The organism is Stenotrophomonas sp. TD3 (assembly GCF_001939825.1).
Classification (GTDB): Bacteria; Pseudomonadota; Gammaproteobacteria; order Xanthomonadales; family Xanthomonadaceae; genus Stenotrophomonas.
In genome coordinates, this window is sequence record NZ_MOYM01000001.1 from 2512164 (window position 1) to 2536395 (window position 24232).

The 24232-nt window shown below is 67.2% G+C and carries 24 protein-coding genes; 16 read left to right on the forward strand and 8 right to left on the reverse strand.

Annotation, left to right across the window (positions count from 1 at the left end; translation table 11 throughout):
* The first annotated feature begins 311 nt into the window (after positions 1-311).
* The 6 genes from rpmB (at position 312) to uvrD (ending at position 6694) form a co-directional block, all read left to right on the forward strand.
* Positions 312-548 (forward strand): 50S ribosomal protein L28, encoded by a 237-nt coding sequence (gene rpmB, locus BKE09_RS11650; protein WP_005411638.1) that lies wholly within the window; start codon positions 312-314, stop codon positions 546-548.
* 10 nt (positions 549-558) lie between these two features.
* Positions 559-726 carry a 50S ribosomal protein L33 gene (gene rpmG, locus BKE09_RS11655; RefSeq protein WP_169411268.1) on the forward strand — a complete coding sequence of 56 codons (168 nt, stop codon included), beginning with the start codon at positions 559-561 and terminating at the stop codon, positions 724-726.
* 506 nt (positions 727-1232) lie between these two features.
* Positions 1233-1481: a hypothetical protein gene (locus BKE09_RS11660; protein ID WP_014038959.1), complete on the forward strand. Its 249-nt coding sequence runs from the start codon at positions 1233-1235 to the stop codon at positions 1479-1481.
* Positions 1482-1606: 125 nt separating this feature from the next.
* Positions 1607-3025 carry a cardiolipin synthase gene (gene cls, locus BKE09_RS11665; RefSeq protein WP_014038958.1) on the forward strand — a complete coding sequence of 473 codons (1419 nt, stop codon included), beginning with the start codon at positions 1607-1609 and terminating at the stop codon, positions 3023-3025.
* A gap of 45 nt (positions 3026-3070) precedes the next feature.
* Positions 3071-4492 carry an FAD/NAD(P)-binding protein gene (locus BKE09_RS11670; protein ID WP_075675836.1) on the forward strand — a complete coding sequence of 474 codons (1422 nt, stop codon included), beginning with the start codon at positions 3071-3073 and terminating at the stop codon, positions 4490-4492.
* A 9-nt stretch (positions 4493-4501) separates the two neighbouring features.
* Positions 4502-6694 (forward strand): DNA helicase II, encoded by a 2193-nt coding sequence (gene uvrD / locus BKE09_RS11675; protein ID WP_075675837.1) that lies wholly within the window; start codon positions 4502-4504, stop codon positions 6692-6694.
* 104 nt (positions 6695-6798) lie between these two features.
* Here uvrD and BKE09_RS11680 read toward each other — a convergent pair whose 3' ends face one another.
* Positions 6799-7536: a hypothetical protein gene (locus BKE09_RS11680; protein WP_240502902.1), complete on the reverse strand. Its 738-nt coding sequence runs from the start codon at positions 7534-7536 to the stop codon at positions 6799-6801.
* A 109-nt stretch (positions 7537-7645) separates the two neighbouring features.
* Between BKE09_RS11680 and BKE09_RS11685 the strand changes: the two genes are divergently transcribed.
* The 3 genes from BKE09_RS11685 (at position 7646) to BKE09_RS11695 (ending at position 9377) form a co-directional block, all read left to right on the forward strand.
* Positions 7646-7972 carry a low molecular weight protein tyrosine phosphatase family protein gene (locus BKE09_RS11685; protein WP_075675838.1) on the forward strand — a complete coding sequence of 109 codons (327 nt, stop codon included), beginning with the start codon at positions 7646-7648 and terminating at the stop codon, positions 7970-7972.
* A 181-nt stretch (positions 7973-8153) separates the two neighbouring features.
* Positions 8154-8708 carry a hypothetical protein gene (locus BKE09_RS11690; protein ID WP_075675839.1) on the forward strand — a complete coding sequence of 185 codons (555 nt, stop codon included), beginning with the start codon at positions 8154-8156 and terminating at the stop codon, positions 8706-8708.
* 222 nt (positions 8709-8930) lie between these two features.
* Positions 8931-9377: a universal stress protein gene (locus BKE09_RS11695; protein ID WP_005411629.1), complete on the forward strand. Its 447-nt coding sequence runs from the start codon at positions 8931-8933 to the stop codon at positions 9375-9377.
* A 186-nt stretch (positions 9378-9563) separates the two neighbouring features.
* On the opposite strand, the gene BKE09_RS11700 is transcribed toward BKE09_RS11695, so the two are convergent.
* Positions 9564-9848 (reverse strand): DUF2782 domain-containing protein, encoded by a 285-nt coding sequence (locus BKE09_RS11700; RefSeq protein ID WP_014038952.1) that lies wholly within the window; start codon positions 9846-9848, stop codon positions 9564-9566.
* Positions 9849-9946: 98 nt separating this feature from the next.
* Between BKE09_RS11700 and polA the strand changes: the two genes are divergently transcribed.
* Positions 9947-12721: a DNA polymerase I gene (polA, locus tag BKE09_RS11705; RefSeq protein ID WP_075675840.1), complete on the forward strand. Its 2775-nt coding sequence runs from the start codon at positions 9947-9949 to the stop codon at positions 12719-12721.
* Positions 12722-13093: 372 nt separating this feature from the next.
* The gene (locus BKE09_RS11710) at positions 13094-13573 is read left to right on the forward strand and encodes a YetF domain-containing protein (protein WP_075675841.1); all 480 of its coding nucleotides are present in this window, start codon (positions 13094-13096) and stop codon (positions 13571-13573) included.
* Positions 13574-13632: 59 nt separating this feature from the next.
* Here BKE09_RS11710 and BKE09_RS11715 read toward each other — a convergent pair whose 3' ends face one another.
* From BKE09_RS11715 to BKE09_RS11740, 6 genes are all read right to left on the reverse strand, one after another.
* A complete protein-coding gene (locus BKE09_RS11715) occupies positions 13633-15153 on the reverse strand; it encodes a hypothetical protein (RefSeq protein ID WP_075675842.1) in 1521 nt (506 codons plus the stop codon).
* A gap of 98 nt (positions 15154-15251) precedes the next feature.
* Positions 15252-16148 (reverse strand): oxygen-dependent coproporphyrinogen oxidase, encoded by an 897-nt coding sequence (hemF, locus tag BKE09_RS11720; RefSeq protein WP_049446973.1) that lies wholly within the window; start codon positions 16146-16148, stop codon positions 15252-15254.
* 49 nt (positions 16149-16197) lie between these two features.
* Positions 16198-17304: a hypothetical protein gene (locus BKE09_RS11725; protein WP_075675843.1), complete on the reverse strand. Its 1107-nt coding sequence runs from the start codon at positions 17302-17304 to the stop codon at positions 16198-16200.
* Positions 17305-17340: 36 nt separating this feature from the next.
* Entirely contained in the window at positions 17341-17901 is a 561-nt protein-coding gene (locus BKE09_RS11730; RefSeq protein ID WP_075675844.1) for a hypothetical protein, read from the reverse strand.
* Between the two features lie 30 nt (positions 17902-17931).
* On the reverse strand, positions 17932-18351 hold the full coding sequence (locus BKE09_RS11735) for an NUDIX domain-containing protein (protein ID WP_075675845.1): 420 nt from the start codon (positions 18349-18351) through the stop codon (positions 17932-17934).
* Entirely contained in the window at positions 18348-20717 is a 2370-nt protein-coding gene (locus tag BKE09_RS11740) for a S9 family peptidase (protein WP_075675846.1), read from the reverse strand. Before BKE09_RS11740 ends, BKE09_RS11735 begins: the two co-directional genes overlap by 4 nt.
* A 161-nt stretch (positions 20718-20878) precedes the next feature.
* Between BKE09_RS11740 and BKE09_RS11745 the strand changes: the two genes are divergently transcribed.
* The 5 genes from BKE09_RS11745 (at position 20879) to BKE09_RS11765 (ending at position 24231) form a co-directional block, all read left to right on the forward strand.
* Positions 20879-21331 (forward strand): hypothetical protein, encoded by a 453-nt coding sequence (locus tag BKE09_RS11745; RefSeq protein ID WP_075675847.1) that lies wholly within the window; start codon positions 20879-20881, stop codon positions 21329-21331.
* A gap of 70 nt (positions 21332-21401) precedes the next feature.
* Complete coding sequence (locus BKE09_RS11750) at positions 21402-21731, forward strand: hypothetical protein (RefSeq protein ID WP_005414880.1); 330 nt, start codon at positions 21402-21404, stop codon at positions 21729-21731.
* Positions 21732-21768: 37 nt separating this feature from the next.
* Complete coding sequence (locus BKE09_RS11755; RefSeq protein WP_075675848.1) at positions 21769-22422, forward strand: sigma-70 family RNA polymerase sigma factor; 654 nt, start codon at positions 21769-21771, stop codon at positions 22420-22422.
* The gene (locus tag BKE09_RS11760; RefSeq protein WP_075675849.1) at positions 22419-22634 is read left to right on the forward strand and encodes a hypothetical protein; all 216 of its coding nucleotides are present in this window, start codon (positions 22419-22421) and stop codon (positions 22632-22634) included. The genes BKE09_RS11755 and BKE09_RS11760 overlap by 4 nt, the downstream gene beginning before the upstream one ends.
* A 199-nt stretch (positions 22635-22833) precedes the next feature.
* Entirely contained in the window at positions 22834-24231 is a 1398-nt protein-coding gene (locus BKE09_RS11765) for a cytochrome ubiquinol oxidase subunit I (RefSeq protein ID WP_075675850.1), read from the forward strand.
* Position 24232: the final 1 nt, after the last annotated feature.

Genomic DNA, 24232 nt, shown 5'->3' on the forward strand with positions numbered 1-24232 from the left:
CCGCTCCGGTAGAGCCGAGCCCACGCTCGGCTGCTGTGTCCCGGAATGCCTGAGCCGAGCATGGCTCGGCTCTACAGGGGGCGGCCGTCGCGTTCAGCCCCAGCCTGTGGGTAACTTGCGCAAGTGCTTGAACCCGTGCATAATGCGCGGCTCGCTGTGTCCGGTTTTCTACCGGGCGGCGCCCCCGGGAACACGTCCCCGGCCGCCCAAAGCCAGCGTAACCCTTTGATTCTCTTGACGTGTGGTGGGCAACCATCGAGGCCGCCGTCTCCCGGGCTACGGGCTGACAACTACTACTATCGAGGTGCGCAATGTCCCGCGTATGCCAGGTTTCCGGCAAGCGAGTGCAGACGGGTAACAACGTCTCGCACGCCAACAACAAGACCCGTCGTCGTTTCCTGCCGAATCTGCACGAGCGCCGTTTCTGGGTGGCCAGCGAGAACCGCTGGGTCAAGCTTCGTGTTTCCGCGCATGCACTGCGCACCATCGACAAGAACGGCATTGATTCCGTTCTGGCTGAGCTGCGTGCGCGCGGCGAAAAGGTCTGAGGAGTAAAGCATCATGGCAGGCAAGCGCGATAAGGTCCGTATGATTTCCTCGGCCGGTACCGGCCACTTCTACACGACCGACAAGAACAAGAAGAACACCCCGGGGAAGATGGAATTCCTGAAGTACGATCCGGTCGTGCGCAAGCACGTCCTGTACAAGGAAGGCAAGATCAAGTAATCCGCAAGGATTGCTGGTCCCCGCGAAGAAACCCGCCCTTGTGGCGGGTTTTTTCATGTCTGGCATCCAGGTGGTGGGTACTTCCTGCATTGCCGTGGTGGGTGCCGACCGTTGGTCGGCACTGCAACACTCCCCGCGCAGGCTGTCGCCAATGGCGCCCTGCCTGGTGTGAAGGGCCGAATGCGATAAGTGATTGTTCCTACCGGTTCCGGCGCCTCGCGCGGTTCAAATCGATTGGAACCACGAACGTTGCCATGCCCATGATGGCGAGCCGCTGCGGTTGCAGCGGTCGGGCTTGCAATCCCGTGAAGTCAATCAATCAGTAGACTCGCCCGCCGTCGCCGGAGATCCCTCCGGCGACGGTTGGTGACCTATCCGCCTCTATGGCGGACGGTGCGAGGGGGCCCTGCGCCCGCCGGTTCGTTTGCTGATTGATTGCTTCCCGGTATTGCAACCACGCATCGTCCGCCACCTTCACGGCGGCCAGATCCGTTGAAGGAGGTTGCATGAACACCCCATCACACCGGCAGGACCTGGAACTGGGCTGGCTGCGCCTGCAGCGCATGCTGCAAGGCATCGAGGGCATGGCGCTGCTGCTGTGCGACCACCACCTCGCGCTGGCCAACGGCGCGCCGTCGCCGCTTCCAGAGGCGCAGCTGGAACGGGCCGCGCAGGCGATCGCCTGCATGGCGCTCAACGGCCGCCGCCACGCCGAATCGGTGCGGCAGCTGTGCGAGGTGCCGGTGCGGCATTGAGCCGTCCTGTAGAGCCGAGCCCATGCACGGCTGCTCTGCCGTCGGAACGGAAGGCCGTCGAGCGCGGCTCGACTCTACAAGGGCCGGTGGGCAGAATGGCCCATCACCTCCCGACGGGCGACGCGATGCTGTTCGAGTGGTTGCTGGGTTCGTACCTGCTGCTGATCGACTGGCTGATCCGGCTGGTCGCGCTGTGCTGGATCCCCACCCGCACCACGCCGGGGGCGGCGCGCAGCTGGCTGCTGCTGGTCGGCTTCGTGCCGCTGCTGGGCCTGCCGCTGTACCTGCTGTTCGGCCACCCGTGGCTGTCGCGCGAGCGTATCCGCCGCCAGGCGGAGGCCTCGCAGGTGATCCGCGAGGAACAGGCGCTGCAGCATCGCCTGCGCTGGGCCCCGCAGCCGGACACCGCCAGCGCCGAGATCGTGCCGCTGGTGCAGCGCCAGGGCGACTTCATGCCGGTGCACGGCAACGCGGTGGACCTGCTGACCGACTACGACGAATCGCTGCACACGCTGATCGCCGACATCGACCAGGCCGAAGACCGCGTGCACCTGCTGTACTACCTGATGTTCGATGACGCGGTGGGCGAGGCGGTGGTCGAGGCGCTGCAGCGTGCAGCGGCGCGTGGCGTGCAGTGCCGCGTGCTGCTCGACGCGGTGGGTGCCAAGCGCGGCCTGCGCGCCTATCGCAAGCGCCTGGAAGCGCGCGACATCGAAGTGCGCGCGATGCTGCCCGGCGGCCTGCGCTGGCGCCGCAGCGGGCGCATGGACCTGCGCAACCACCGCAAGATCGCGGTGATCGACAACGAAGTGGCCTACGTCGGTTCGCAGAACCTGGCGGGCCCGCAGTTCGTGCCCGGCCACCCGAACCGAGAGCTGGTGGCGCGCGTGCGCGGCCCGGCGGTGGCGCATCTGGAAGCGGTGTTCGCCAGCGACTGGTACATGGAAACCGGCCAGCGCCTGGACGTGATCGCCGATGTGCCCGAGTGCAGCGACGACATCGCCACCCAGCTGCTGCCCAGCGGCCCGGCCTACCCGTACAGCAACGCACGCGACGCGGTGGCGGCGCTGATCCACCTCGCACGGCGCCGGCTGGTGATGGTCACCCCGTACTTCGTGCCCGACGAAGCCACGCTGAGCGCGCTGCGCATTGCGGCGCTGTCCGGTGTGGACGTGCAGCTGATCCTGTCGGCCAGCAACAACCAGCGGCTGACCTCGTGGGCGCAGGAGGCCTACTACGACGAGCTGCTGCGCTGTGGCGTGCGCATCGCGTTGTACGAACCGCAGTTCCTGCACGCCAAGCACATGAGCGTGGACGAAGACATTGCCGTGCTCGGCTCGATCAACATGGATATCCGCTCGTTCGCGCTGAATGCCGAAATCGGCCTGATCTGCTACGACCGCGCGCTGGTGCAGCAGCTGTGCGCGATCGAGGACGGCTACCTGCGCGAGTCGCGGCAGCTGGACCTGCAGCAGTGGCGCAGCCGCCCCACGTGGCGGCGCAGCCGCGAAGGCATCGCACGCTTGGCCGATGCGTTGATGTGAGGCAAGGCCGGCCGCCCATTTCGGCAATCCGGCCTGTCATCGCCGATGGCCTACAATCGGCACATGACTGACTCACCGCGTAATGGCGAACTGGACCTGGCAATCATCGGTGGTGGTGCGGCCGGCGTGCTGGTGGCGATCCAGGTACTGCGCCAGGCCAAGGCGCCGCTGGCGCTGGCCATTTTCGAACCGGCTTCGCAGCTGGCGCAGGGCATCGCCTATGCCACGCCGTGGCCGGAGCATCTGCTGAACGTGCCGGCGGCGAAGATGAGTGCGTTTGCCGACCAGCCCGGCGATTTCCTCGACTACCTGATGGACGCCGATGCCTACCCGGACGAGGCGCGCGAGGTGCTGGGCGAGCGTTACGTGTGCCGCCACTACTTCGCGGCCTACCTGCAGCAGCGCCTGCAGGACGCCGCCACAGCCAGCCCGGCGCAGCTGCAGGTGATCGCGCAGCCGGTGCTGGGCCTGCAGCCGGATGACCACGGTTACCGGCTGCAGCTGGGCGATGGCCAGACGCTGCACGCCGCACAGGCGGTGCTGGCTACCGGCAACAGCATGCGCCCGCTGCCGGTGGCCGGTGCCGACGCGCTGCCTGCCGACGATGTGATCGAGGCCTGGGACTACGACGGCGTACGCACCCTGGCTGGTGAACAGGCCGTGGCCATTGTCGGTTCCGGCCTGAGCATGGCCGACACCGTGCTGGCATTGGTCGCCGCCGGCCACACCGGACCGCTGCACGTGATCTCGCGCCACGGCCTGCTGCCGTTGCCGCACGCGCATGGCGGCCTGCCCACGTTCGACCCGGCCACGTTGCTGCCGATGAACCTGCGCCAGCGCCTGCACGCATTGCGCGGGTTCGCACGCCAGGCGCAGGCCGACGGCCTGCCGTGGCAGGGCGTGATGGACCGCATCCGCCCGCACGGGCAGGCGCTGTGGTGCAGCCTCGATGAGGCCGACCAGCGCCGCTTCCTGCGCCATGTGGTGCGCTACTGGGACGTGCATCGCCACCGCATCGCCGAAGAGGTCGACGCGCAGCTGCAGACGCTGCAGGACAGCGGCCAGCTGCGTATCCACCGGTCCCGCCTGCAGCGCGTCTGGCGCGACGGCGATGCGCTGCAGCTGTCCGGCCGCGATGCCTTGGGCAATGAACAGCAGTGGACGATCAGCGGGGTGATCAACGCCACCGGCGTGGAAACCCGTGCCAGCGCGTTGCGCAATCCGTTGCTGCAGCAGCTGCAGGCTGATGGTCTGGCGCGTCCCGGCCCACACGGGCTGGGCCGGGACAGCACGGTGCCGGGCGATCGCCTGTGTGCCGCCGGTGGCCAGCCGCAGGCACGGCTGGGCGTGCTCGGCAGCCTGCGCATCGGCAGCCTGTGGGAAAGCCTGGCGGTGCCTGAACTGCGTCAGCAGGCGCACGCACTGGCAACCCAGGTGGTCGCAGGAGCCGCGACGGCGATGCCGTAAAATGGGGGCATGGATGTCTCCCACCTGCTTGATGGCCTGAACCCGGCCCAGCGCGAAGCCGTCTCCGCTCCCCCCGGCCACCACCTGGTGCTGGCCGGTGCCGGTTCCGGCAAGACCCGCGTACTCACCCACCGCATCGCCTGGCTGCATGAAGTCGATGGCGTGCCGACCCACGGCATTTTCGCGGTGACCTTCACCAACAAGGCGGCCGGCGAAATGCGCCACCGCATCGACGCACAGCTTCCCAATGGCAGCCGTGGCATGTGGATCGGCACCTTCCACGGCCTGGCCAACCGCCTGCTGCGCCTGCACTGGCAGGACGCGAAGCTGCCGGAAGGCTTCCAGGTGATGGATTCGGACGACCAGCTGCGGCTGGTCAAGCGCGTGGTGCAGGCGCTGGAACTGGACGACGGCAAGTACCCGGCCAAGCAGATCGCGTGGTGGATCAACGCGCAGAAGGACGAAGGCCGCCGCCCGCAGCACATCCAGCCCGAGCCGCACGACGCCTGGCTGGAAACCATGCGCCAGGCCTACATCGAGTACCAGGCACGCTGCGACCGCGCCGGCCTGGTCGACTTCGCCGAGCTGCTGCTGCGCGCGCACGAACTGCTGCGCGACAACCCGGCCCTGCTGGCGCACTACCGCGCCCGCTTCCGCGAAATCCTGGTGGACGAGTTCCAGGACACCAATGCCATCCAGTACGCCTTCGTGCGCGTGCTGGCCGGCGATTCCGGCCACGTGTTCGTGGTCGGCGACGATGACCAGGCCATCTACGGCTGGCGCGGTGCCAAGGTCGAGAACGTGCAGGGCTTCCTGCGCGACTTCCCGGGCGCGCAGACCATCCGCCTGGAACAGAACTACCGCTCCACCGCCAACATCCTCGGCGCCGCCAATGCGGTGATCGCGCACAACCCCGACCGCATCGGCAAGCAGCTGTGGACCGACAGCGGCGACGGTGAGCCGATCGACCTGTACGCCGCGTACAACGAGATGGACGAGGCACGCTACATCGTCGAGCGCGCGCGCCAGTGGGTGCGCGACGGTGGCAGCTATACCGAAGTGGCCGTGCTCTACCGCAGCAATGCGCAGTCGCGCGCGCTGGAAGAAGCGCTGCTGAGCGAACAGGTGCCGTACCGCGTGTACGGCGGCATGCGCTTCTTCGAACGTGCCGAAATCAAGGACGCGCTGGCCTACCTGCGCCTGCTGTCCAACCGCAACGATGACGCGGCGTTCGAGCGCGCCGTCAACACGCCGACGCGTGGCATCGGCGACCGCACGCTGGACGAAGTGCGCCGCGAGGCGCGCGCGCAGGGTATTTCGCTGTGGGAAGCGACCATGCTGGTCACCCAGGGCAGCGCGCTGGCCGCACGTGCGCGCAATGCGCTGGCCGGCTTCCTGGTGCTGGTCAACGAGCTGCAGGCGCAGACCCTGCACATGACCCTGGCCGAGCGCGTGGACCACGTGCTGGTCCGCTCGCAGCTGCGCGAGCACTGGAGCAAGGAAAGCCGCAACGCGCTGGACTCCGAATCGCGCACCGACAACCTCGACGAACTGGTCTCGGTGGCCTCGCGCTTCGTGCGCCGCGCCGACGACATCGAGGAAGTGGGCGAGGACATGGACGAGCTGGTCGCGTTCCTGGCCTATGCCGCGCTGGAGGCCGGTGAGGGCCAGGCGCAGGCGGGCGAAGAGGGTGTGCAGCTGATGACCCTGCACTCGGCCAAGGGCCTGGAGTTCCCGCTGGTGTTCCTGGCCGGCCTGGAAGAAGGCCTGTTCCCCAGCGCACGCTCGCTGGAGGAAAGCGGGCGGCTGGAAGAAGAGCGCCGCCTGGCCTACGTCGGCATCACCCGCGCGCGCCAGAAGCTGGTGCTGAGCTACGCCGAATCGCGCCGCATCCACGGCCAGGACAACTACAGCCTGCCATCGCGCTTCCTGCGCGAGATCCCCCGTGAGCTGCTGCACGAAGTCCGCCCCAAGGTTCAGGTCTCGCGGCCGGCCTCGATGGGCGCCAGCCGGGTGATGGGCCATGCCTCGATCGAGGCACCGCCGATCAAGCTCGGCGCATTGGTCACCCATCCCAAGTTCGGCGAAGGCATGGTGACCGACTACGAAGGCAACGGTGCCCACGCCCGCGTGCAGGTCGAGTTCGCCGACGCCGGCAGCAAGTGGCTGGTGATGGCGTATGCCAACCTGACGGTGATCTGATCGCCGTCAGGGGGCGGGAATTCCTGTAGAGCCGAGCCATGCTCGGCTGCTTCAGGCGGGAAAACCAGCCGAGCATGGCTCGGCTCTACAACAGCGGTCGGCTATCAGCCGATGGTGAACTTCTCCACGGCTGCCACCAACCCGGCGCGATCCATCGCTTCTTCATCCTGGCGGTTGCGGATCAGCGCGTAGTGGCCTTCCGCCGGCGACAACACCTCGATCACTTCGCCGCGGTAGTTGGTGATCTCGATGAAACCGTTGCTCACTCCGCTAACGTTGTCGATCTCCGCTATCAATGTCTCCAGGCTCACAATGGCACCGTCCTTGTCCGTGCCGCCACCAGTGCGGGGATTGTCGAAGTACACGCTGATCTTCGGCTGCCTGGTCCTATGCCAGTTGTTGACGTCAACGATGTGATGTGTGGACCACCTGAAATCCTCTGCTGATTCGTTGCCGTTGAACTCACACCGGAAGATCGGCAGGCACAGGAACAGACCCGTGCGCTTCTCGATCCCATTCAGAAGCCCGTGATAAGTGCTGGGAACCGCCATCGCATGAGTGAACCCATAGGCGTTGGAAGGAATTTCAAAGATCGTTGGCCCATCATGTGAAAGGCGGGGCGGCGCGTTCAGCACAACGCTGGCGGCGAACTCCGGATCATCGACATTTTTGGACGCGATCGCGAGGTCATGTTCCTTGGCATTTCTGATGCAGCAATAGAGCACGTACGTCGCGACTACGTACTTGCTGAAGTAGCAGTCGTGCGCCTCGGCTACCTCTGCGAACGTCGTTAACAGGTCATCCTTGGTGATCATGGGCATCTGGACGGTGGAAAGGCCCATGATGGTCTTTCGAGTGTTTTCCGGCCATGCAACTTGTCCGAATGTACCTGAGTGGGGTCAGAGCCCTTTTCCGTTGGTAAAGGGATCCGACCCCGATTAGGCTGCGGGCATGACCCGCAACGTGCTCTTCCTCTGCAGCCAGAACCGCCTGCGCAGCCCCACGGCCGAGCAGGTGTTCGCCGATTGGCCAGGCATCGAGACCGCCTCGGCCGGGCTGCTGGCCGACGCCGAGGAAGTACTCAGCCCCGAGCTGCTGCGGTGGGCCGATATCGTGTTCGTGATGGAGCGCGCCCACCGCAACCGGCTGTCCAGCCGCTACAAGGCATGGCTGAACGGCAAGCGGGTGATCTGCCTGGATATTCCCGACGACTACGAGTACATGGACCCGGTGCTGGTGGAGTTGCTCAAGCGCAAGGTCACGCCGTTCCTGCGCTGAGCGCAAAGGGTATGTAGAGCCGAGCCCATGCTCGGCTGATTCTGGTGGGAAAGGCAGTCGAGCATGGCTATGCCGGTCGTCCTGACCGGCCCCTTCGGGCCGTCGCAAGCGACGTTGGCAGCGGCGCCTGCCGCTACCTTCGACTCTACAATGGGGCCTGACATCTTCCAGGAACGCCCTCATGACCGAACCCACGCTGCACGTCACCGTGAAGTTGAATGCCCGGCTGCAGCCGGAGCACCGCCACGAGCTGTTCGAGGATCCGCTCGATGCGCTGCTGCAGGCGGCCCAGGTGGGCGAGCTGACTGGTGGTGGTACCGCGATCTCCGACCTGGGTGAGGTCGAATACGGCGATATTGAAGTGGCGCTGGTCGATGCGGCCGGCGTGCCGAAGCTGATCGACCTGCTGGAGCAGCTGGGTGCGCCGAAGGGTTCGCAGCTGCAGGGTGCGGGCGGGGCCGACCGCAGCTTCGGCGTGACCGAAGGCCTGGGCATCTACCTGGATGGCCTGAACCTGCCGGACGACGTCTACGAACAGTGCGATTCCAACCACGTGTTCGAGCAGCTGTCGGAGAACATCGACGGCCTGGGCGAGATCTGCAGCTGGTGGCAGGGCCCGACCGAGACCGCGCTTTACATGTATGGCGAATCGTTCGAGGCGATGCGTGATGCGATCGCTGAATTCGTGGCCAGCTACCCGCTGTGCCAGAACGCGCGCGTGGTGCAGATCGCCTGAGCGACGTTGTTGTAGAGCCGAGCCCACGCTCGGCTCATGCACCCGAAGCCGAGCATGGGCTCGGCTCTACAGAAGAGGGCGGGCCGGGCCCGTCCCCCGGACCACGTGACGATGCGCACACGCCGCTGCGCGGCGCCGGATTGATCCTGCTCAAGGCGCGGCCTGCACATCCGGTGTGCAATGGTGTTGTTCCCATCTGGCAGACCGCCACGGAGCCCCACCATGTACAAGCGCATCCTGATTGCCACTGACGGGTCCGAGCTGGCCGACAAGGGCCTGGCCAAGGGCCTGGAGCTGGCCAAGGACCTCAATGCCGAGGTCGATATCGTCACTGTTTCCGAGCCGTGGGCCGTCGGGATGTACGACGCCATGGGCTGGAGCGTGGGCTACATGAACAGCCCCGAGTACAAGGCCGACCGCGAGGAAGGCGCACAGAAAGTGCTGCAGCCGGCGCTGGCCAAGGCCGCCGAGCAGGGCATCACCGCCAACCCTGTGCATGTGCTGGACCGCTACGCCGCCGACGGCATCATCGAGACAGCAGGGGAGCGCAACAGTGACCTGATCGTGATGACCTCGCACGGCCGCCGTGGCGTGACCCGCGTGCTGCTGGGCAGCCAGACCGCCGAGGTGCTGGCACGCAGCACGCTGCCGGTGCTGGTCATCCGCTGATCCATACCCGCTGATTCAAGCGTTCCCGGGGAGGGGACCCGACGCCGGCCGCAGGATGCGCGCCGGCGTTGTTTTTTGTGGGGGGATCGGGAGGCTCATATCCACGCATGGCGTGGATGGGCCGTGCCGATCGCCTTGATGGGGTCAGAGCCCTTTCCTGTGAAAAGGGATCCGACCCCGGCCACATCACCAGCTGTACAGCTTCCAGTACACCGGCGACACGCCGTCCTTGTCGTTGTCCATGCGGCCGTCGCCGTTCTTGTCGTACATGTAGAACGGGGCACCGCGCGACGGGGTCACCTTGACCATGCGCAGCTGGCCGGACACGCGGTATTCCTCGATGGTGTCACCGTTGTCCATGGTGCGCTTGGACACATCCGCGCCCTTGACGTCCACCGGGGGAGCGCCCGCGCCACCCATGCTGGCGCAGCCAGCGAGCAGGAGCAGGGAAGCCAGCATCAGGGTCTTCATCGGCGGGGGCCTTTGCCTGGAAAGAGCCCTGATTATGCCCCATCGCGGTGTACGGGCCGTGTCGCCGCGATGCAGGCACGGGCGCGTAGAATCGACCCATGAGCAGATTAGTCCTGATCGACGGGTCCAGTTACCTGTACCGCGCGTTCCACGCGCTGCCGCCCCTGTCCAATGCACAGGGTGAACCCACCGGCGCGCTGTTCGGCGTGGTCAACATGCTGCGCTCGACGCTGAAGGAGCGCCCGGCCTACGTGGCGTTCGTGGTCGACGCACCGGGCAAGACCTTCCGCGACGACCTGTACGAGCAGTACAAGGCCAACCGCCCGCCGATGCCCGATGAGCTGCGCAGCCAGGTCGAGCCGATGTGCCGCATCGTCGAGGCGCTGGGCATCAGCATCCTGCGCATCCCCGGCGTGGAAGCCGACGATGTGATCGGCACGCTGGCCCTGCAGGGCCTGGCGCAGGACCTGAAGGTGACCATTTCCACCGGCGACAAGGACTTCGCCCAGCTGGTGCGCCCGGGCATCGAGCTGGTCAACACCATGACCGGCAGCCGCATGGATTCGGACGCGGCGGTGATGGAGAAGTTCGGCGTGCGCGCCGACCAGATCATCGACCTGCTGGCGCTGATGGGCGACACCGTCGACAACGTGCCGGGCGTGGAGAAGTGCGGGCCGAAGACCGCTGCCAAGTGGCTGGCCGAGTACCAGCACCTGGATGGGGTGATGGCGGCCGCGCCGACCATGAAGGGCAAGATCGGCGAGAACCTGCGCGCCGCGCTGGAGCGCCTGCCGCTGAACCGCGAGCTGGTGACCATCCGCACCGACGTGGAGCTGGACGCCAGCCCGACCACGCTGGCCCTGCGCGAGCAGGACGTGCCGGCGCTGACCGAGCTGTATACGCGCTACGGCTTCACCCAGGCGCTGAAGGAACTGGGTGCGCCGCTGCCGGCACCGACGGCGGCCAGCGAAGCCACCCCGAGCCTGCGCGGCACCGCCGCCGGCTTCGCCCGTGGCAGTGCCGAGGCACCGGCCGCCGGCACGCTGGATCCGGCGCTGGCCGCACCGGGTGAATACGAGACCGTGCTGACCAGCGCGCAGCTGCAGGCCTGGGTCGAGCGCCTGCAGCAGGCCGATCTGATCAGCTTCGATACCGAAACCGATGCGCTGGACGCGATGCGCGCGCGCCTGGTCGGTGTCAGCCTGGCGGTCGAGCCGGGCAAGGCCGCCTACATTCCGGTCGGCCACGATTACCCGGGTGCGCCGGCCCAGCTGCCGATGCAGGAGGTGCTGGATGCGCTGCGCCCGGTGCTGCAGGACCCGGCGAAGAAGAAGCTGGGCCAGCATGGCAAGTACGACCTGCATGTGCTGCGCCGCCACGGCGTGGACGTGCAGGGCTACCACGACGACACCATGCTCGAGAGCTTCGTGCTCAATTCCACCGCCACCCGCCACGACATGGATTCGCTGGCCCTGCGTTACCTGGGCTACAGCACCATCAAGTTCGAGGACGTGGCCGGCAAGGGCGCCAAGCAGATTCCGTTCTCGCAGGTGGGCATCGACGAAGCCAGCCGCTATGCGGCCGAGGACGCCGACATCACCCTGCGCCTGCACCACGCGTTGCAGCCGCAGCTGCTGGCCGAGCCGGCGCTGGACAGCGTGTACCGCGACATCGAGATGCCGCTGGTGCCGGTGCTGACCACGATCGAAGCCAACGGCGTGCGGATCGACACCGACGAACTGCGCCGGCAGAGCCAGGACCTGTCCTCGCGCATGCTGGCCGCACAGCAGAAGGCCACCGAGCTGGCCGGCCGCAGCTTCAACCTGGATTCGCCCAAGCAGCTGCAGGCGGTGCTGTTCGACGAGCTGAAGCTGCCGGCGGTGGTGAAGACCCCGAAGGGCCAGCCCAGCACCAATGAAGAGGCACTGGAGGCGATTGCCGACCAGCACGAGCTGCCGCGGGTGATCCTGGACTACCGGGGCCTGGCCAAGCTGCGCAGCACCTACACCGACAAGCTGCCGGAGATGGTCAACCCGGACACCGGCCGGGTGCATACCAGCTACCACCAGTCCGGTGCCGCCACCGGCCGCCTGTCCTCGTCGGACCCGAACCTGCAGAACATCCCGATCCGCACCGAGGATGGCCGCCGCATCCGCCGCGCGTTCATCGCCCCGGAGGGCTTCCAGCTGCTGGCGGCCGACTATTCGCAGATCGAGCTGCGGATCATGGCCCACCTGTCCGAGGACCCGGGCCTGGTGCGTGCCTTCGAGCAGGGCGCCGACGTACACCGTGCCACCGCTGCCGAGGTGTTCGGGCGCACGCTGGAGGAGGTGACCCCGAACGAGCGCCGTGCCGCCAAGGCGATCAACTTCGGCCTGATGTACGGCATGAGCGCCTTCGGCCTGGCCCGCAACCTGGGCATCGACCGTGGCCAGGCGCAGGACTACGTGGCGCTGTACTTCAGCCGCTACCCGGGCGTGCGCGACTTCATGGAGCGGATGCGCCAGCAGGCCCGTGACCAGGGCTACGTGGAAACCCTGTTCGGCCGTCGCCTGTACCTGAACGACATCCACGCCCGCAACCAGGGCCTGCGTGCCGGTGCTGAACGCGCGGCGATCAACGCGCCGATGCAGGGCACCGCTGCCGACATCATCAAGCGCGCGATGGTGGACGTGGACCAGTGGCTGCGTGACAGCGGGGCACCGGCGCGGATGATCCTGCAGGTGCACGATGAACTGGTGTTCGAAACCGAAAGCAGTTTTGTTGAAGACTTGCGTTTGCAGGTGGTGGAGCGCATGTCGCAAGCGGCCAAACTGCGGGTGCCGCTGGTGGTCGATACCGGCATCGGCAACAACTGGGACGAAGCGCACTGACGGCATTTCAGGCCGAAAACGACGTGAATTTGTTCATGAGTCGGGGGTTTCTGACTCGACCATGAATGTTGCCCCGATTGAAATTCATTAAATGGGGCCCCTTCACGAACCGTTAGTGTTCGGAGTGCTTCTATAACTCTCGACAGGCGCAATGCCTGTTGTGGATCTCTCCCATCCCCTGGAGCAGATCTCGGAACGGGGACTCCTCCCCAAGTGCCCGTTCCCCGGCCCCGTTGACCTCCCCCTGGTCAGCGGGGCTTTTTATTTGTGCCGCCGGAACCTCTCGGATGGGGTCAGATCCCTTTGCCCGGTGGGCAAAGGGATCTGACCCCAGGTGCTAGGCTGGGCCACTGTCCAGCAGGGGAACCCGCAATGCCCGATCTGTTCGCACTGGCGATGCCGTGGTGGGAGTTCATCCTGCGCGCGGTGGTGGTGTATGTCGTGGTGCTGGGCATGGTCCGGCTGAGCGGCAAGCGCCCGCTGGGGCAGATCACCCCTTTCGACGTGCTGCTGGTGGTGCTGCTGGGCAATGCGGTGCAGAACGCGCTGCTGGGCACCGACACCTCGCTGGGCGGCGGCCTGCTGCTGGCCGCGACCCTGATCCTGCTCAACTACGGGGTGGGCTGGGTGAGTACCCGCAGCCGGAGGGTCGAGCGCCTGGTGGAGGGAGAACCGGTGGTGATCGCACGCAATGGGCGCCTGTTCGACGCCGTGCTGCGCCGCGAACAGGTCACCCGCGCCGATTTCGAAGCCGCCATGCGCCAGCAGGGCTGCCTGGGCGTGGAGGATGTCGAGCTGGCGCTGCTGGAGATCAACGGGCACATCACCATCATCCCCAGGAAGAGCACCTGATCCTGCAGAGCCGGGCCCATGCTCGGCTGCCTTGCGCCCGGCTCTACAGTTGGCGGGCGTCAGGGCGCGGCTTCGGCCTTCAGTGCCGGCCAGTTGCGGGTGGCGTCCACATCGCAGGCCACATGCGTGCCCTTGCCGTCCTTCGCGCAGATCGCCGCCATGGCCTGCGGTACCTTCGGGTCACCGGTATGCGCGTACAGCGCCGCCAGTGCCAGGCAGCCTTCGCGCACGCCCGTGCGGCACAGGGTCTCGAAATAGGGTTGCGACGCGGCCCATTGTTCGTCCTTGAACAGCGCTTCGCCGGCCACCTTGCAGCCAAGTAGTTTGCCCTCGGCACAGCACGCCTGGGCGCCGTCCTTGCGGGCCAGGGTCGGGCAGTCCAGCGGCAGCGGGATCTCCACGAAGGCCACCGGCGGCTTGCAGCTGGCCCCGCCGGCAGAGGGCTTGCGCTGGTAGTAGGCGAAGCGGTTGCCGCTGTCGATTCCGATCAGGTTGCCGTTCTGCAGCGCCTGCAGCACAAAGTCGCTGCCGACGTCGCGACGGATCAGGATGCGCCCGCCTTCCAGGCTGGCGCGCAGGCGCTGGCTGCGGCCCTCGACATCGACCACGCCGCCGTCGAGGAAGTTCAGCTGCGAGAGCACGCTGTGCTCGGCTTCGTAGCGGCCGCAGGGCAGGGTGATGGCCGGTACCGGTGCCAGCGACGTGGCCGGCACCGTGTCCAGCACCGCGAGACGTCTGGCGGTCTCGCACTCGGATGCCTCCGCGCGCTGTGCGCAGGCCAGCTGCACCGCGTCGCGGGCCTGCAGCGTACGCCCGGCACTCCACAGTACATCGGCGACCTTGCTGCAGAACGTCTCACCGTGCTGCTGCCGGCACAGCGCAGACAATTCATCGAGCTGCGCGGCCGGCAGCAGTGGCGCCATCGCGTGTTCCAGCCCGAACACCAGCTTGCCCATCTGCTCCCAGGCCACCACTGAGGCCATCGCCTCGCATCCTTCTGCGTCGAACGATGGGGAATCTTCCTTGCAGAGTTCAGGCATCGGTGGCTCTGCCCGCGCGGCCTTCGGGGCCGCGTCCTTGGCCTGCTGCTGGTAGGTTTCCAGCAACTGCACGCAGGCCGCGCCCACGCCTTCGGCGCACCAGGCGTGCAGCTTCGGCGGCGCGGCCTCGGGCAACGCCTCCAGGCAGTCGGAGGTATTCATCACGCAGCCGCCCTCGATCGGTTCCGGCATCGCCTTGCAGGCCGCGGAGCGCTGGCGGGTGAACTCGCCATAGGGAGTGACGATGTTGCGGTCGTCGTTCTCGAAGAACCAGTTTTCCAGGCGGCCGGTGCTCAGGTTGCCGGTGCCGAGCACCTCCTGCTCGCGGGCCACGCGCAGTTCTTCGGTCGCCTGGTAGGGACCGGACAGGTATCCGTGGCCCTCGCTCTCGAGGGTCAGCGTGGTGGTGCCGCTGCTGTTGGTGTAGGTACCACAGGCCATTGACTGCGCCGCTGCCGGCAGCGCGGCTGAGGCCAGTGCAAGCAACAGCAGGGAGCGCCAGCCCGCAGCGCGGGGACGGAAGGAAACAGCGACAGGCATTGGGGGATCATCCTTGAAGGAGGCAGAGCAGGACCTGTCCGGTGCTGGACGCACTACATGCGGTGAAGGCGCCACGCGTCAGGCGTGGCGTCGGAAGATCAGAGCCAGTCGCGCGGCACCAGGTAGTCGGCCAGGCGCGCCTCGGCGCTGCCGGCCTCCGGGCTGAAGCCGTATTCCCATCGCACCCGCGGCGGCAGGCTCATCAGGATGCTTTCGCTGCGGCCACCGCTCTGCAGCCCGAACAGGGTGCCGCGGTCGTAGACCAGGTTGAATTCCACGTAGCGGCCGCGACGGTACAGCTGGAACTCGCGTTCGCGCTCGCCATGGGCGGTGTCCTTGCGCTGCTGCACGATCGGCAGGTAGGCGTCGAGGAAGCCATCGCCGACCGCGCGCAGGTAATCGAAATCGCGTTCGAAGTCGCCGTGCAGGTCGTCGAAGAACAGGCCACCGACGCCGCGCGTTTCATTGCGATGGCGCAGGAAGAAATACTCATCGCACCAGCGCTTGTGCGCGGCGTAGCGTTCGTCGCCGAAGGGTGTGCACAGGTCGCGTGCGACCCGGTGCCAGTGCTGCACGTCTTCGTCGAACGGATAGAACGGGGTCAGGTCGAAGCCACCACCGAACCAGCTGGCCACCACTTCGCCGTCGCGCTGCGCCTGGAAGAAGCGCACGTTGGCATGGGTGGTCGGCACATAGGGGTTGAGTGGGTGGAACACCAGCGACACGCCGGTAGCGCGCCAGGAGGCGCCCGCCAGTTCCGGGCGGTTGGCCGAGGCCGACGGTGGCAGGCGGCTGCCGGCCACGTCGGAGAAGCCGATGCCGGCCTGCTCGAACACTGCGCCATCGCGCAGCACGCGGGTACGCCCGCCACCGCCCTCGGCACGCTGCCACAGGTCTTCCTGGAAGCGGGCCTGGCCATCGACGGCCTCGATCGCCGCACAGATGCGGTCCTGCAGGTCGGTGAGGTAGGCGCGCACGCGCTCGAATTCGTTCATGGCGCGTACTTTACCGCAGGGCTTGCCCGGGCCGTGCGTCGCACCGCGGTCAGCGTCGTGGTGGGCGGCACCGGCCCGCGCCGGTCACCGGCCGGTAACGCTGGTAGGCGGTCTGGATGTCCATGCCGAGCAGGTCGCCGTTGCCCAGCTGGCGCAGCACGAACGTTTCGCCGTTCTGCTGCAGCTGGACGGCACCTTCGTGCAGCCGGGCCTGCCTGCCATCACCGAAGTCGAACCTGTCGAACTGGCCGCCGTCGGCCTGGTAGCGGCCACACGGCACCTGCTGCAGCGGCACCAGGCGCAGATCGGCGCCGAGTTCACGCAGCGGCGCGGTACGTTCGCAGGCACTGACGCGGCCGCCATCGCAGGTGACCTGCAGGGCCTGCACCGCCAATGCGGGCTGCAGCGCGATCAGCTGCTGCGCGGCCACTTCGACACAGAAGCGGCCACCCCGGTGCTGCAGGCACAACTGCTGCAGGCGATCGCGCGCAGCGGCCGGAAGTGGCGAATCCAGCGTGTCTTCGTCTTCCTGTGCGAGCCGTTGATCCACCCGCCGCATGGCGGTGGCCAGTGCATCGTCGGTCATGGCTTCGCAGGCCTGCCGATCGTGCCCGACGGTGTGTTCGCGGCACGGCGGCGGGCGCTCGAAGACTGCCGGGGCTGCGTCATCGGCTGCATCCGCCGCACCGCCCTCACGCATCAGCCGCAGCAGCGTCGAGCAACCCGCACCCACGCCCTCGTCGCAGGCGCGCCGGGCCTGGCCGGGCGAGGCCGTTGGCAGCTGCACCATGCAGTAGCTGCCAGCAGCGCGGCAGCTGCCGGCCACAGCGCTGGGTTCGGCGGTGCAGGCCCGGGACTGGCGCAAGGTGTAGACCACCGTCACGCTGTCCTCGATGCGCTGCCCATCGGCGCTGATCCGGATCGGTTCCGCCACGCCATCGTCGAGCATGACCAGGCGGGTCTGTTCCGCACTGCGATCGACCCACAGCGGCTCCGGCTCACCGATGCCGTTGTGGCGGTAGCCGCTGCTGTGGGTGGTGAACACGAGGGCCATGCCGTCGTCGACACTGCGGTACTCGCCGCATTGCAGGGCATCGGCGCTGGCAGGCTGCGCGGCGAACAGCAACAGGGCAGGGAAAAGAGTCAGCAAGCGCATGCGACGGTCCTTGTCGGAGCAGATGGGAGGGCAGGCTCAGTGGAAGCGGGAGCGGATGTCCGGCCGCAGCAGGCGCCAGGCCAGCCAGCCCTGCAGGCCGAGGAACAGGATGGAGGTGCCGACCACGATGAAGGTGACCATCCAGCGCCGTGGCTGCAGCTCCTGCTGCAGGGCCGGGTCATCGGCCAGCAGCGCGATGAGATCGCGCATGCACGCGTCCAGCCACCAGGCGATCGCGAAGTTGGCCAGGGCGCCCAGCAACAACAGCGCCACGAAGCTCCACAGGCCCCAGCGGCGTTCGCGCAGCAGGCCCCAGCTGGCTGCGGTCGAGGCCAGGCAGACCAGCGCGGTGATCATCGAGGCGCCCACCGGGTGGGCCAGCAGCCAGGTGACGCTGTGCATCCGGTAGGCCTGCGCCATTCCGGCCAGTGACTGCCACAGCGCGGTACCGTGCAGCGGCCACAACAGCAGCGCCTGCAGCACGAAGTAGAGCGTCAGCAGCAGGCACAGCCAGAACGAAGCCTGCGCCATTGGCCGCACCCAGGCATGAGCGGCGGGTGCGGCGGGCGTGGGAAGTGGCGGGAGCGGCACTGACATCCGATGTCCTTGCAGTCGGCGCCCGCCTGCTCAGCGGGCCGTCACCCGGGTGGCGACCGCCGGCAGGATATGGTGTTCGCTCAAGGGTGCCAAGGGCAGGCCATGCGGCGGTTGCAGTGGAGCCCAGGCCAGTTCAGCGATCTCCGCGCGTGCCTGTGGCCTGCCGTCCACCTGCACCCACCAGGCCTGCGCCTGCACGCGGTGGCCGGGCTCATTCACTGCCCAGTCCTCGAATGTACCCAGCGCGATGGCCGAAGCGATGCGCAGCTGCACGCCCAGTTCCTCGTCCAGCTCACGGGCCAGTGCCTGCAGCGGTGCTTCGCCGGGTTCGGGCTTGCCACCGGGCTGGATGAAGCGGCGGGCGCCGTGCTTGCGCACCAGCAGCGCCCGGCCGCGGTCATCCAGGATGACCGCGGCCACGATCCGTATCGTGGCCGCGGCGTTGCTCACTTCAGGTTCTGCTCGAACAGCTTGAGGATGCGCTTGTACTGGTCCAGCCAGGAATCGGCGCGGACGTAGCCGTGGCGCTCCAGCGGGTACGGTGCGATCGACCAGTTGTCCTTGTGCAGTTCGATCAGGCGCTGGGTGAGGTGCACCGAGTCCTGGAAGAACACGTTGTCATCCATCATGCCGTGGGCGATCAGCAGGTTGTCCTGCAGGTTCTGCGCGTACTCGATCGGCGAGGACACGCGGTACGCCTCCGGATCGATGTCCGGGGTGTTGAGGATGTTGCTGGTGTAGCCGTGGTTGTAGTTGTGCCAGTCGACCACCGGGCGCAGCGCGGCGCCGGCCTTGAACGTGCCCGGTGCACGGAACAGCGCCATGAAGGTCATGAAGCCGCCGTAGGAACCGCCGTAGATGCCGGCGTGGTCACGGTCGCCCTGCTGGGTGTCGACCAGCCAGTCCAGGCCATCCTTGTAGTCTTCCAGTTCCGGGTGGCCCATGTTGCGGTAGATGGCCGTGCGCCAGTCGCGGCCGTAGCCCTCGCTGCCGCGGTAGTCCATGTCCAGCACGATGTAGCCCTTCTCCACCAGCAGGTTGTGGAACATCTGCTCGCGGAAATAGGCCGGGTAGCGCTGGTGCACGTTCTGCAGGTAGCCGGCGCCGTGCACGAACATCACGATCGGGTACTTCCTGCCCGGTTCCTTGTTTTCCGGTTCGTAGTACTTGGCCCAGACCACGCCGGCGCCATGCTTGGACGGCACTGCCACCAGCTTCGGCTGGATCCACTCACGCGCCTTGTAATCGGCGGTGCGGGTATCGGTCAGCACGCGTGCCTGGCCACCGGTGCTGGGCAGCACCGCCAGCTGCGGCGGCAGGTAGGCACCGGAGTAGCGCACCAGCAGCTGCTGGCCGTCCGGCGACAGCGAGAAGTCTTCCACGCCGTTGAGGCTGGTCAGCTCGCGCACCTGGCGGTTGCCGGTGTCGACCGCGCAGACTTCGTAGTCATGCGGCGCCTGCTGGTTGCACAGGAAGTAGAAGCCCTTGCCATCGGCCGACGGCACCGGCGCCGAGGTTTCCCATTTGCCGCTGGTCAGCGCCTGCGGCTTGGCGGTGCCGGCCTGGGTGTACAGGTGCGAGAAGCCCGATTCCTCGGACAGCAGCCACAGCGTGCGGCCATCGGCCATCCAGCCGAAATCGTTGAAGCCCCAGTTGATCCAGGCGTTGTCGGTCAGGCGGTGGCGGTTCTGCACGCGGCCGTCGGCGGCGTTGACGCTGATGATCCAGCGGTCCTTGTTGTCGTTGGCACGCAGCATCACCGCGGCCTGCTGGCCGTCGGCGCTCCAGCGGATGCCGCCGCCCATGAAGTCGCTCATCACCTGCACGCTGCGCTCGCCCTTCAGCGCATCCTTGCCGGCCTTGCGGCGCAGCTCGGCCAGCGGGTCGGTGCTGATGCCCGGCAAGCCGGACAGCGAGATCTTCTCGGCCTTGCCGGTGCGCACGTCCACGTACCACAGGGTGTGCGGTTCGAAGCCGTTGCGGCCGACGCGGGTGCGGGTGTCCTCGGTCTCCTCGTAACCCGATTCGGTCACGTACAGCGGCATCTTGCTGGTGCGGCCGTCGTCGAAGTCCTTCGGCTTGGTCACCACGATCAGGTGGGTCAGGTCGGGCGACAGCACGCTGTCACCGATCTCGACGTCGGCGCCCAGGTACACCGGGCCCGGCGCACGGGTCGGGTCGGCCTGGCGCCAGCGCTGGTCCTGGTCCTTCAGTGCCTCGCGCTGGTCGCGGTCGCGGCGCAGGGTTTCCAGCGTGCGCAGCTGCTGGTCGCGCAGCACGTCGGCCTTCGGCGGCGTGCGCGGATCCTTGTCGGCCTTCAGGCTGGCCACCTGCTGCACACCGCTGGCAGCGGTCCAGTGGAACCAGTTCTGGCCAACGCGCCAGATCACGCCATTGTCGGCAGCGAAGTTCACGTTGCCCGCGCGCTCGTTGCTGCGGGTCAGCTGGGTCAGCGCGCCGCTGCGCAGGTCGCGCACGAACACGTCGCCATTGCGGACGAAAGCGCTGCGGCTGCGGCTGCGGTCGTAGACCGGCTCGGCCACGTCCAGGGTGCCACGCTGGTCATCGGCCACCTGTGCGGCCACGCCACCGGCCACCGGCTGGCGGAAGGTATCGCGCACCGGGCTGCCGTTGCGCTTGAGCTGGTATTCCACCTGCTGGCTGTTCCACGACCACCAAGCCTTCTCGACCGGCGGACCGATCCAGTCCGGGTCGGCCATGGCCTGTTCGATGGTGATCGGCGTCGGCGCGGCATGCGCAGCCGGTGCGGCCAGCACGGCCGACAGCAGGAGGGACAGGGGCAGCACTCGGGACATGGGCGGACGGCACCAGAAGAGGAAACCGGGCAAGCGTAGCAGCCGCAAGGACCCGGGGCAGGGGCCACAGGTCATGGCAGCGGAATCGGCAAAATGGCCCCGCCCGGGTCGCTGCGGCGGCGTGTGCGGCATGATGGCCATTCCGTTCGGATGGAACCGATATGTACTGCTACGACTACAGGATCTCTCTGGGCGTGCAGCACCCCACAGAGGCCGGTGCCGGGATTGCCGCCCGGTTGGATCTGGAACCCGCGTTCTCCCGAGATGTCGGGACCGGATATAGGGATCGCGACGGCACCCTGATCAGGGTGCATACCGCGACCCGCGTGGTGTTCGTACTGGAGAGGGGCAAGGACGGCTGGCTGATGGATGCCTGGCCGGCGTTGATCGATCGCCTGCGGGCACGCGCCGACGTGATCAGGGAACTGCTGCAGGAGGGGGCCGGGATCGGCCTGCGTGTCGGCATCTTTGGAAAGACCGCATGGGCGGGTTTTGTGCTGGATCAGCAGTTGCTGCGACTCATGGCGGACCTGCAGCTGGATTTTCAGGTGGAGACCTATTTCCCGGACCCGGTGGATACGCCCGGCACCAGCGACGAGGTGGCAGACACCTAGTGCAACCGGTTGCCGTGGTCGCGCATCCATTCTCCTGAACCCGCATCATCCACCGAACAGGAGCCCGACCATGCAGGAACTGATCCCGATCACCCTCTTCATCTGCATCGCCTACGCGATCCATGCCATTGCCGATGCGCGCGCGCGTAGCAAGCTGGTGGCCCCGCACGTGCCGGAGGAAGTGATCCGCTCGCTGGCCGTGCTGGAAGAAGAGCGCCGCCGCCAGGGCGCGCTGCGCTGGGGCATCAGCCTGGTCTGCCTGGCCCTGGCCATGGCCCTGCTGGAAGCCATCGGTGCCCGTGACCTGACCTTCGGCGCCGCCGCCGCGCTGGTCGGCAGTGCTGGCCTGGGCCAGCTGCTGGCCTGGCACTTCACCCGCCCCGCCGCACGCAAGGGCTGAGCCGGCGCATGCCACGGGCACAGGGGGCGCCCCGCAGATGAGCCTGCTCGGCGAAGCATTGTCGGCACTGCGGGGCCGTCGCCGCCACGATGCAGCAGCGGCGGCACCGCCCGCCGAGCCGCTGGACGCGGACCAGGCCCTGGTGCGGGCCATCATCGATGGTTCGCAGGCGGCGTTTTCGCAGCTGGTGGAGACCCACCAGCGCACCTGCGCGCATGTGATCGGACGCATGGTCGGCGACCGCGACCAGGTCGCCGACCTGCTGCAGGAGACCTTCCTGGCCGTGTTCCGCCAGCTGCACCGGTTCCGCTTCGAATCCTCGCTGCGTACCTGGGTTTCGCGGGTGGCCTACACCACCGCGCTGCAGCACCTGCGCCGGCGGCGGCTGGAGGCGCAATGGATGGTGGCGGTGGAGGTGCCGGAAGAACTTGGCATCGGTGATGAGGGCCCGGGCCCGGCCGAGTTGAGCGAGGCGCTGCAGGCCGGACGCCAGCTCGGCGCGGCGCTGGAGCGACTGAGCGAACCGCAGCGCCTGATCGTCGGCCTGCATTACCTGGAGGATTTCGATCTGGCCGAGATCGAACAGGTGACCGGGCTGGCACGCGGTACCATCAAAAGCCACCTGCACCGCGCGCGCCAGGTCCTGAAGCAGGAACTGACGCGGCATGCCACCGCCGGAGAGCTGCTGTGAACCCACCGACCGACCCTCGCGATGCGGAAGCGCGCGCGCTGGCACAGGCGTTGCGTGAGCAAGCGCAGCAGGAAGACACGCCGGATGTAAGCGAGGCGCTGCAGAAGCGCATTTCCGCTGAGTCGCGCGACGGTGGCGTGGGCTATGTGGTGGTGCAGGTGCTGTTGTTTGGCGCCCTGCTGGCTGCCGCAGCCTGGTACTTCTGGAACTGAGGCGCCCTCCGGGTGGTGGGCCTGGTAGATGCCGACCTTGGTCGGCGTCTGGGCGTGTGTGCCCACCAAGGTTGGCAGCTACCAGAACGGTTGATCCCTGCGACAAAGTGAAGCAGCGCGTCACCCGGTCGCATCCCACCTTAACGAAATCCTCCTAAAGTGGTCCGGTATCCCACCGGTCGCAGGCAGGAGGCGTCCCTTGGACGCGTTGTTGTTGTCCCGGATCCAGTTCGGATTCGTCATCAGTTTCCACGTGCTGTTCCCTGCCTTCACCATCGGCACGGCCAGCTGGCTGGCCTTCATCGAATGGCGCTGGCTGCGCACGAAGCTGCCCGTGTGGCGCGAGCTGTATTTCTTCTGGCAGAAGATCTTCGCGGTGTCGTTCGGCATGGGCGTGGTCAGCGGCATCGTCATGGCCTTCCAGTTCGGTACCAACTGGCCGCGGCTGAGCGAGGTGGCCGGCACGGTCATCGGTCCGCTGCTGACCTATGAAGTGCTGACCGCGTTCTTCCTGGAAGCCAGCTTCCTCGGCGTGATGATGTTCGGCTGGGGCCGGGTTTCGCCGCGCCTGCATTTCCTGTCCACCTGCATGGTGGCGCTGGGCACGCTGTTCTCCACGTTCTGGATCCTGTCGTCGAACAGCTGGCTGCATACGCCGGCCGGCTACGAGATGGTCAACGGCATCGTGCATCCGGTGGACTGGTGGCAGGTGGTGTTCAACCCCTCGTTCCCGTACCGCTTGGCGCACATGGCGCTGGGCTCGTTCATCACTACCTGTTTCGTGATTGGTGGCGTGGGCGCGTGGTACCTGCGCAAGGGCACGCACGTCGAAGCGGGCCGGCGCATGCTGATCGCTGCCGTTGCATTCGCGGCATTGACCGTGCCGGTGCAGATCTTCGTCGGCGACATGCATGGCCTGAACACGCTCAAACATCAGCCGATGAAGATCGCGGCGATGGAAGCACACTGGCATGAAACCAGGGAAGGCGAGGGCGTGCCGCTGGTGGTGTTCGCGCTGCCCAACGAGAAGGAAGAGCGCAACGACTTCGAAGTGGCCATCCCGAAGCTGGGCAGCGTGATCCTCACCCACTCGCTGGATGGCACCTTCGATCCGCTCACCTCGGTACCGGCCAGCGAACGGCCGCCGGTGACGCCGGTGTTCTTCGCCTTCCGCATCATGGTCGGGCTGGGCACGCTGATGCTGTTGCTGACCTGGGTCTCGGCCTTCCAGCTGTGGCGCAGGAGGCTGCTGGATTCACCGTGGCTGCTGCGGGGCTGGAACTGGATGCTGCCGAGTGGCTTCATCGCGCTGCTGTCCGGTTGGTTCGTCACCGAGATGGGGCGCCAGCCGTGGGTGGTGTACGGCGTGCTGCGCACCGCCGATGCGGTCGGCCCGCAGAGCGCGTGGATGACCGCGCTGTCGCTGGGCGTCTACGTGGTTGGCTACGCCTTCGTGTTCGGCTGGGGCATCTGGTACCTGGTGAAGATCCTGCGCCACGGGCCGCAGCCGTATGCCGAGGGGCCGTCGCTGGACCATGGCAGCCACACTCCGGCACGCCCGCTGTCGGCGGCCGACGAACCGCTGGAGGACCGCTGAC

Excerpts from the sequence above, each read along its gene's own strand:
- rpmB (WP_005411638.1), top strand. The coding sequence starts at position 312 with ATGTCCCGCGTATGCCAGGTTTCCGGCAAGCGAGTGCAGACGGGTAAC.
- BKE09_RS11660 (WP_014038959.1), top strand. The coding sequence starts at position 1,233 with ATGAACACCCCATCACACCGGCAGGACCTGGAACTGGGCTGGCTGCGC.
- cls (WP_014038958.1), top strand. The coding sequence starts at position 1,607 with ATGCTGTTCGAGTGGTTGCTGGGTTCGTACCTGCTGCTGATCGACTGG.
- BKE09_RS11670 (WP_075675836.1), top strand. The coding sequence starts at position 3,071 with ATGGCCTACAATCGGCACATGACTGACTCACCGCGTAATGGCGAACTG.
- uvrD (WP_075675837.1), top strand. The coding sequence starts at position 4,502 with ATGGATGTCTCCCACCTGCTTGATGGCCTGAACCCGGCCCAGCGCGAA.
- BKE09_RS11680 (WP_240502902.1), bottom strand. The coding sequence starts at position 7,536 with ATGGGCCTTTCCACCGTCCAGATGCCCATGATCACCAAGGATGACCTG.
- BKE09_RS11685 (WP_075675838.1), top strand. The coding sequence starts at position 7,646 with ATGACCCGCAACGTGCTCTTCCTCTGCAGCCAGAACCGCCTGCGCAGC.
- BKE09_RS11690 (WP_075675839.1), top strand. The coding sequence starts at position 8,154 with ATGACCGAACCCACGCTGCACGTCACCGTGAAGTTGAATGCCCGGCTG.
- BKE09_RS11695 (WP_005411629.1), top strand. The coding sequence starts at position 8,931 with ATGTACAAGCGCATCCTGATTGCCACTGACGGGTCCGAGCTGGCCGAC.
- BKE09_RS11700 (WP_014038952.1), bottom strand. The coding sequence starts at position 9,848 with ATGAAGACCCTGATGCTGGCTTCCCTGCTCCTGCTCGCTGGCTGCGCC.
- polA (WP_075675840.1), top strand. The coding sequence starts at position 9,947 with ATGAGCAGATTAGTCCTGATCGACGGGTCCAGTTACCTGTACCGCGCG.
- BKE09_RS11710 (WP_075675841.1), top strand. The coding sequence starts at position 13,094 with ATGCCCGATCTGTTCGCACTGGCGATGCCGTGGTGGGAGTTCATCCTG.
- BKE09_RS11715 (WP_075675842.1), bottom strand. The coding sequence starts at position 15,153 with ATGCCTGTCGCTGTTTCCTTCCGTCCCCGCGCTGCGGGCTGGCGCTCC.
- hemF (WP_049446973.1), bottom strand. The coding sequence starts at position 16,148 with ATGAACGAATTCGAGCGCGTGCGCGCCTACCTCACCGACCTGCAGGAC.
- BKE09_RS11725 (WP_075675843.1), bottom strand. The coding sequence starts at position 17,304 with ATGCGCTTGCTGACTCTTTTCCCTGCCCTGTTGCTGTTCGCCGCGCAG.
- BKE09_RS11730 (WP_075675844.1), bottom strand. The coding sequence starts at position 17,901 with ATGTCAGTGCCGCTCCCGCCACTTCCCACGCCCGCCGCACCCGCCGCT.
- BKE09_RS11740 (WP_075675846.1), bottom strand. The coding sequence starts at position 20,717 with ATGTCCCGAGTGCTGCCCCTGTCCCTCCTGCTGTCGGCCGTGCTGGCC.
- BKE09_RS11745 (WP_075675847.1), top strand. The coding sequence starts at position 20,879 with ATGTACTGCTACGACTACAGGATCTCTCTGGGCGTGCAGCACCCCACA.
- BKE09_RS11750 (WP_005414880.1), top strand. The coding sequence starts at position 21,402 with ATGCAGGAACTGATCCCGATCACCCTCTTCATCTGCATCGCCTACGCG.
- BKE09_RS11755 (WP_075675848.1), top strand. The coding sequence starts at position 21,769 with ATGAGCCTGCTCGGCGAAGCATTGTCGGCACTGCGGGGCCGTCGCCGC.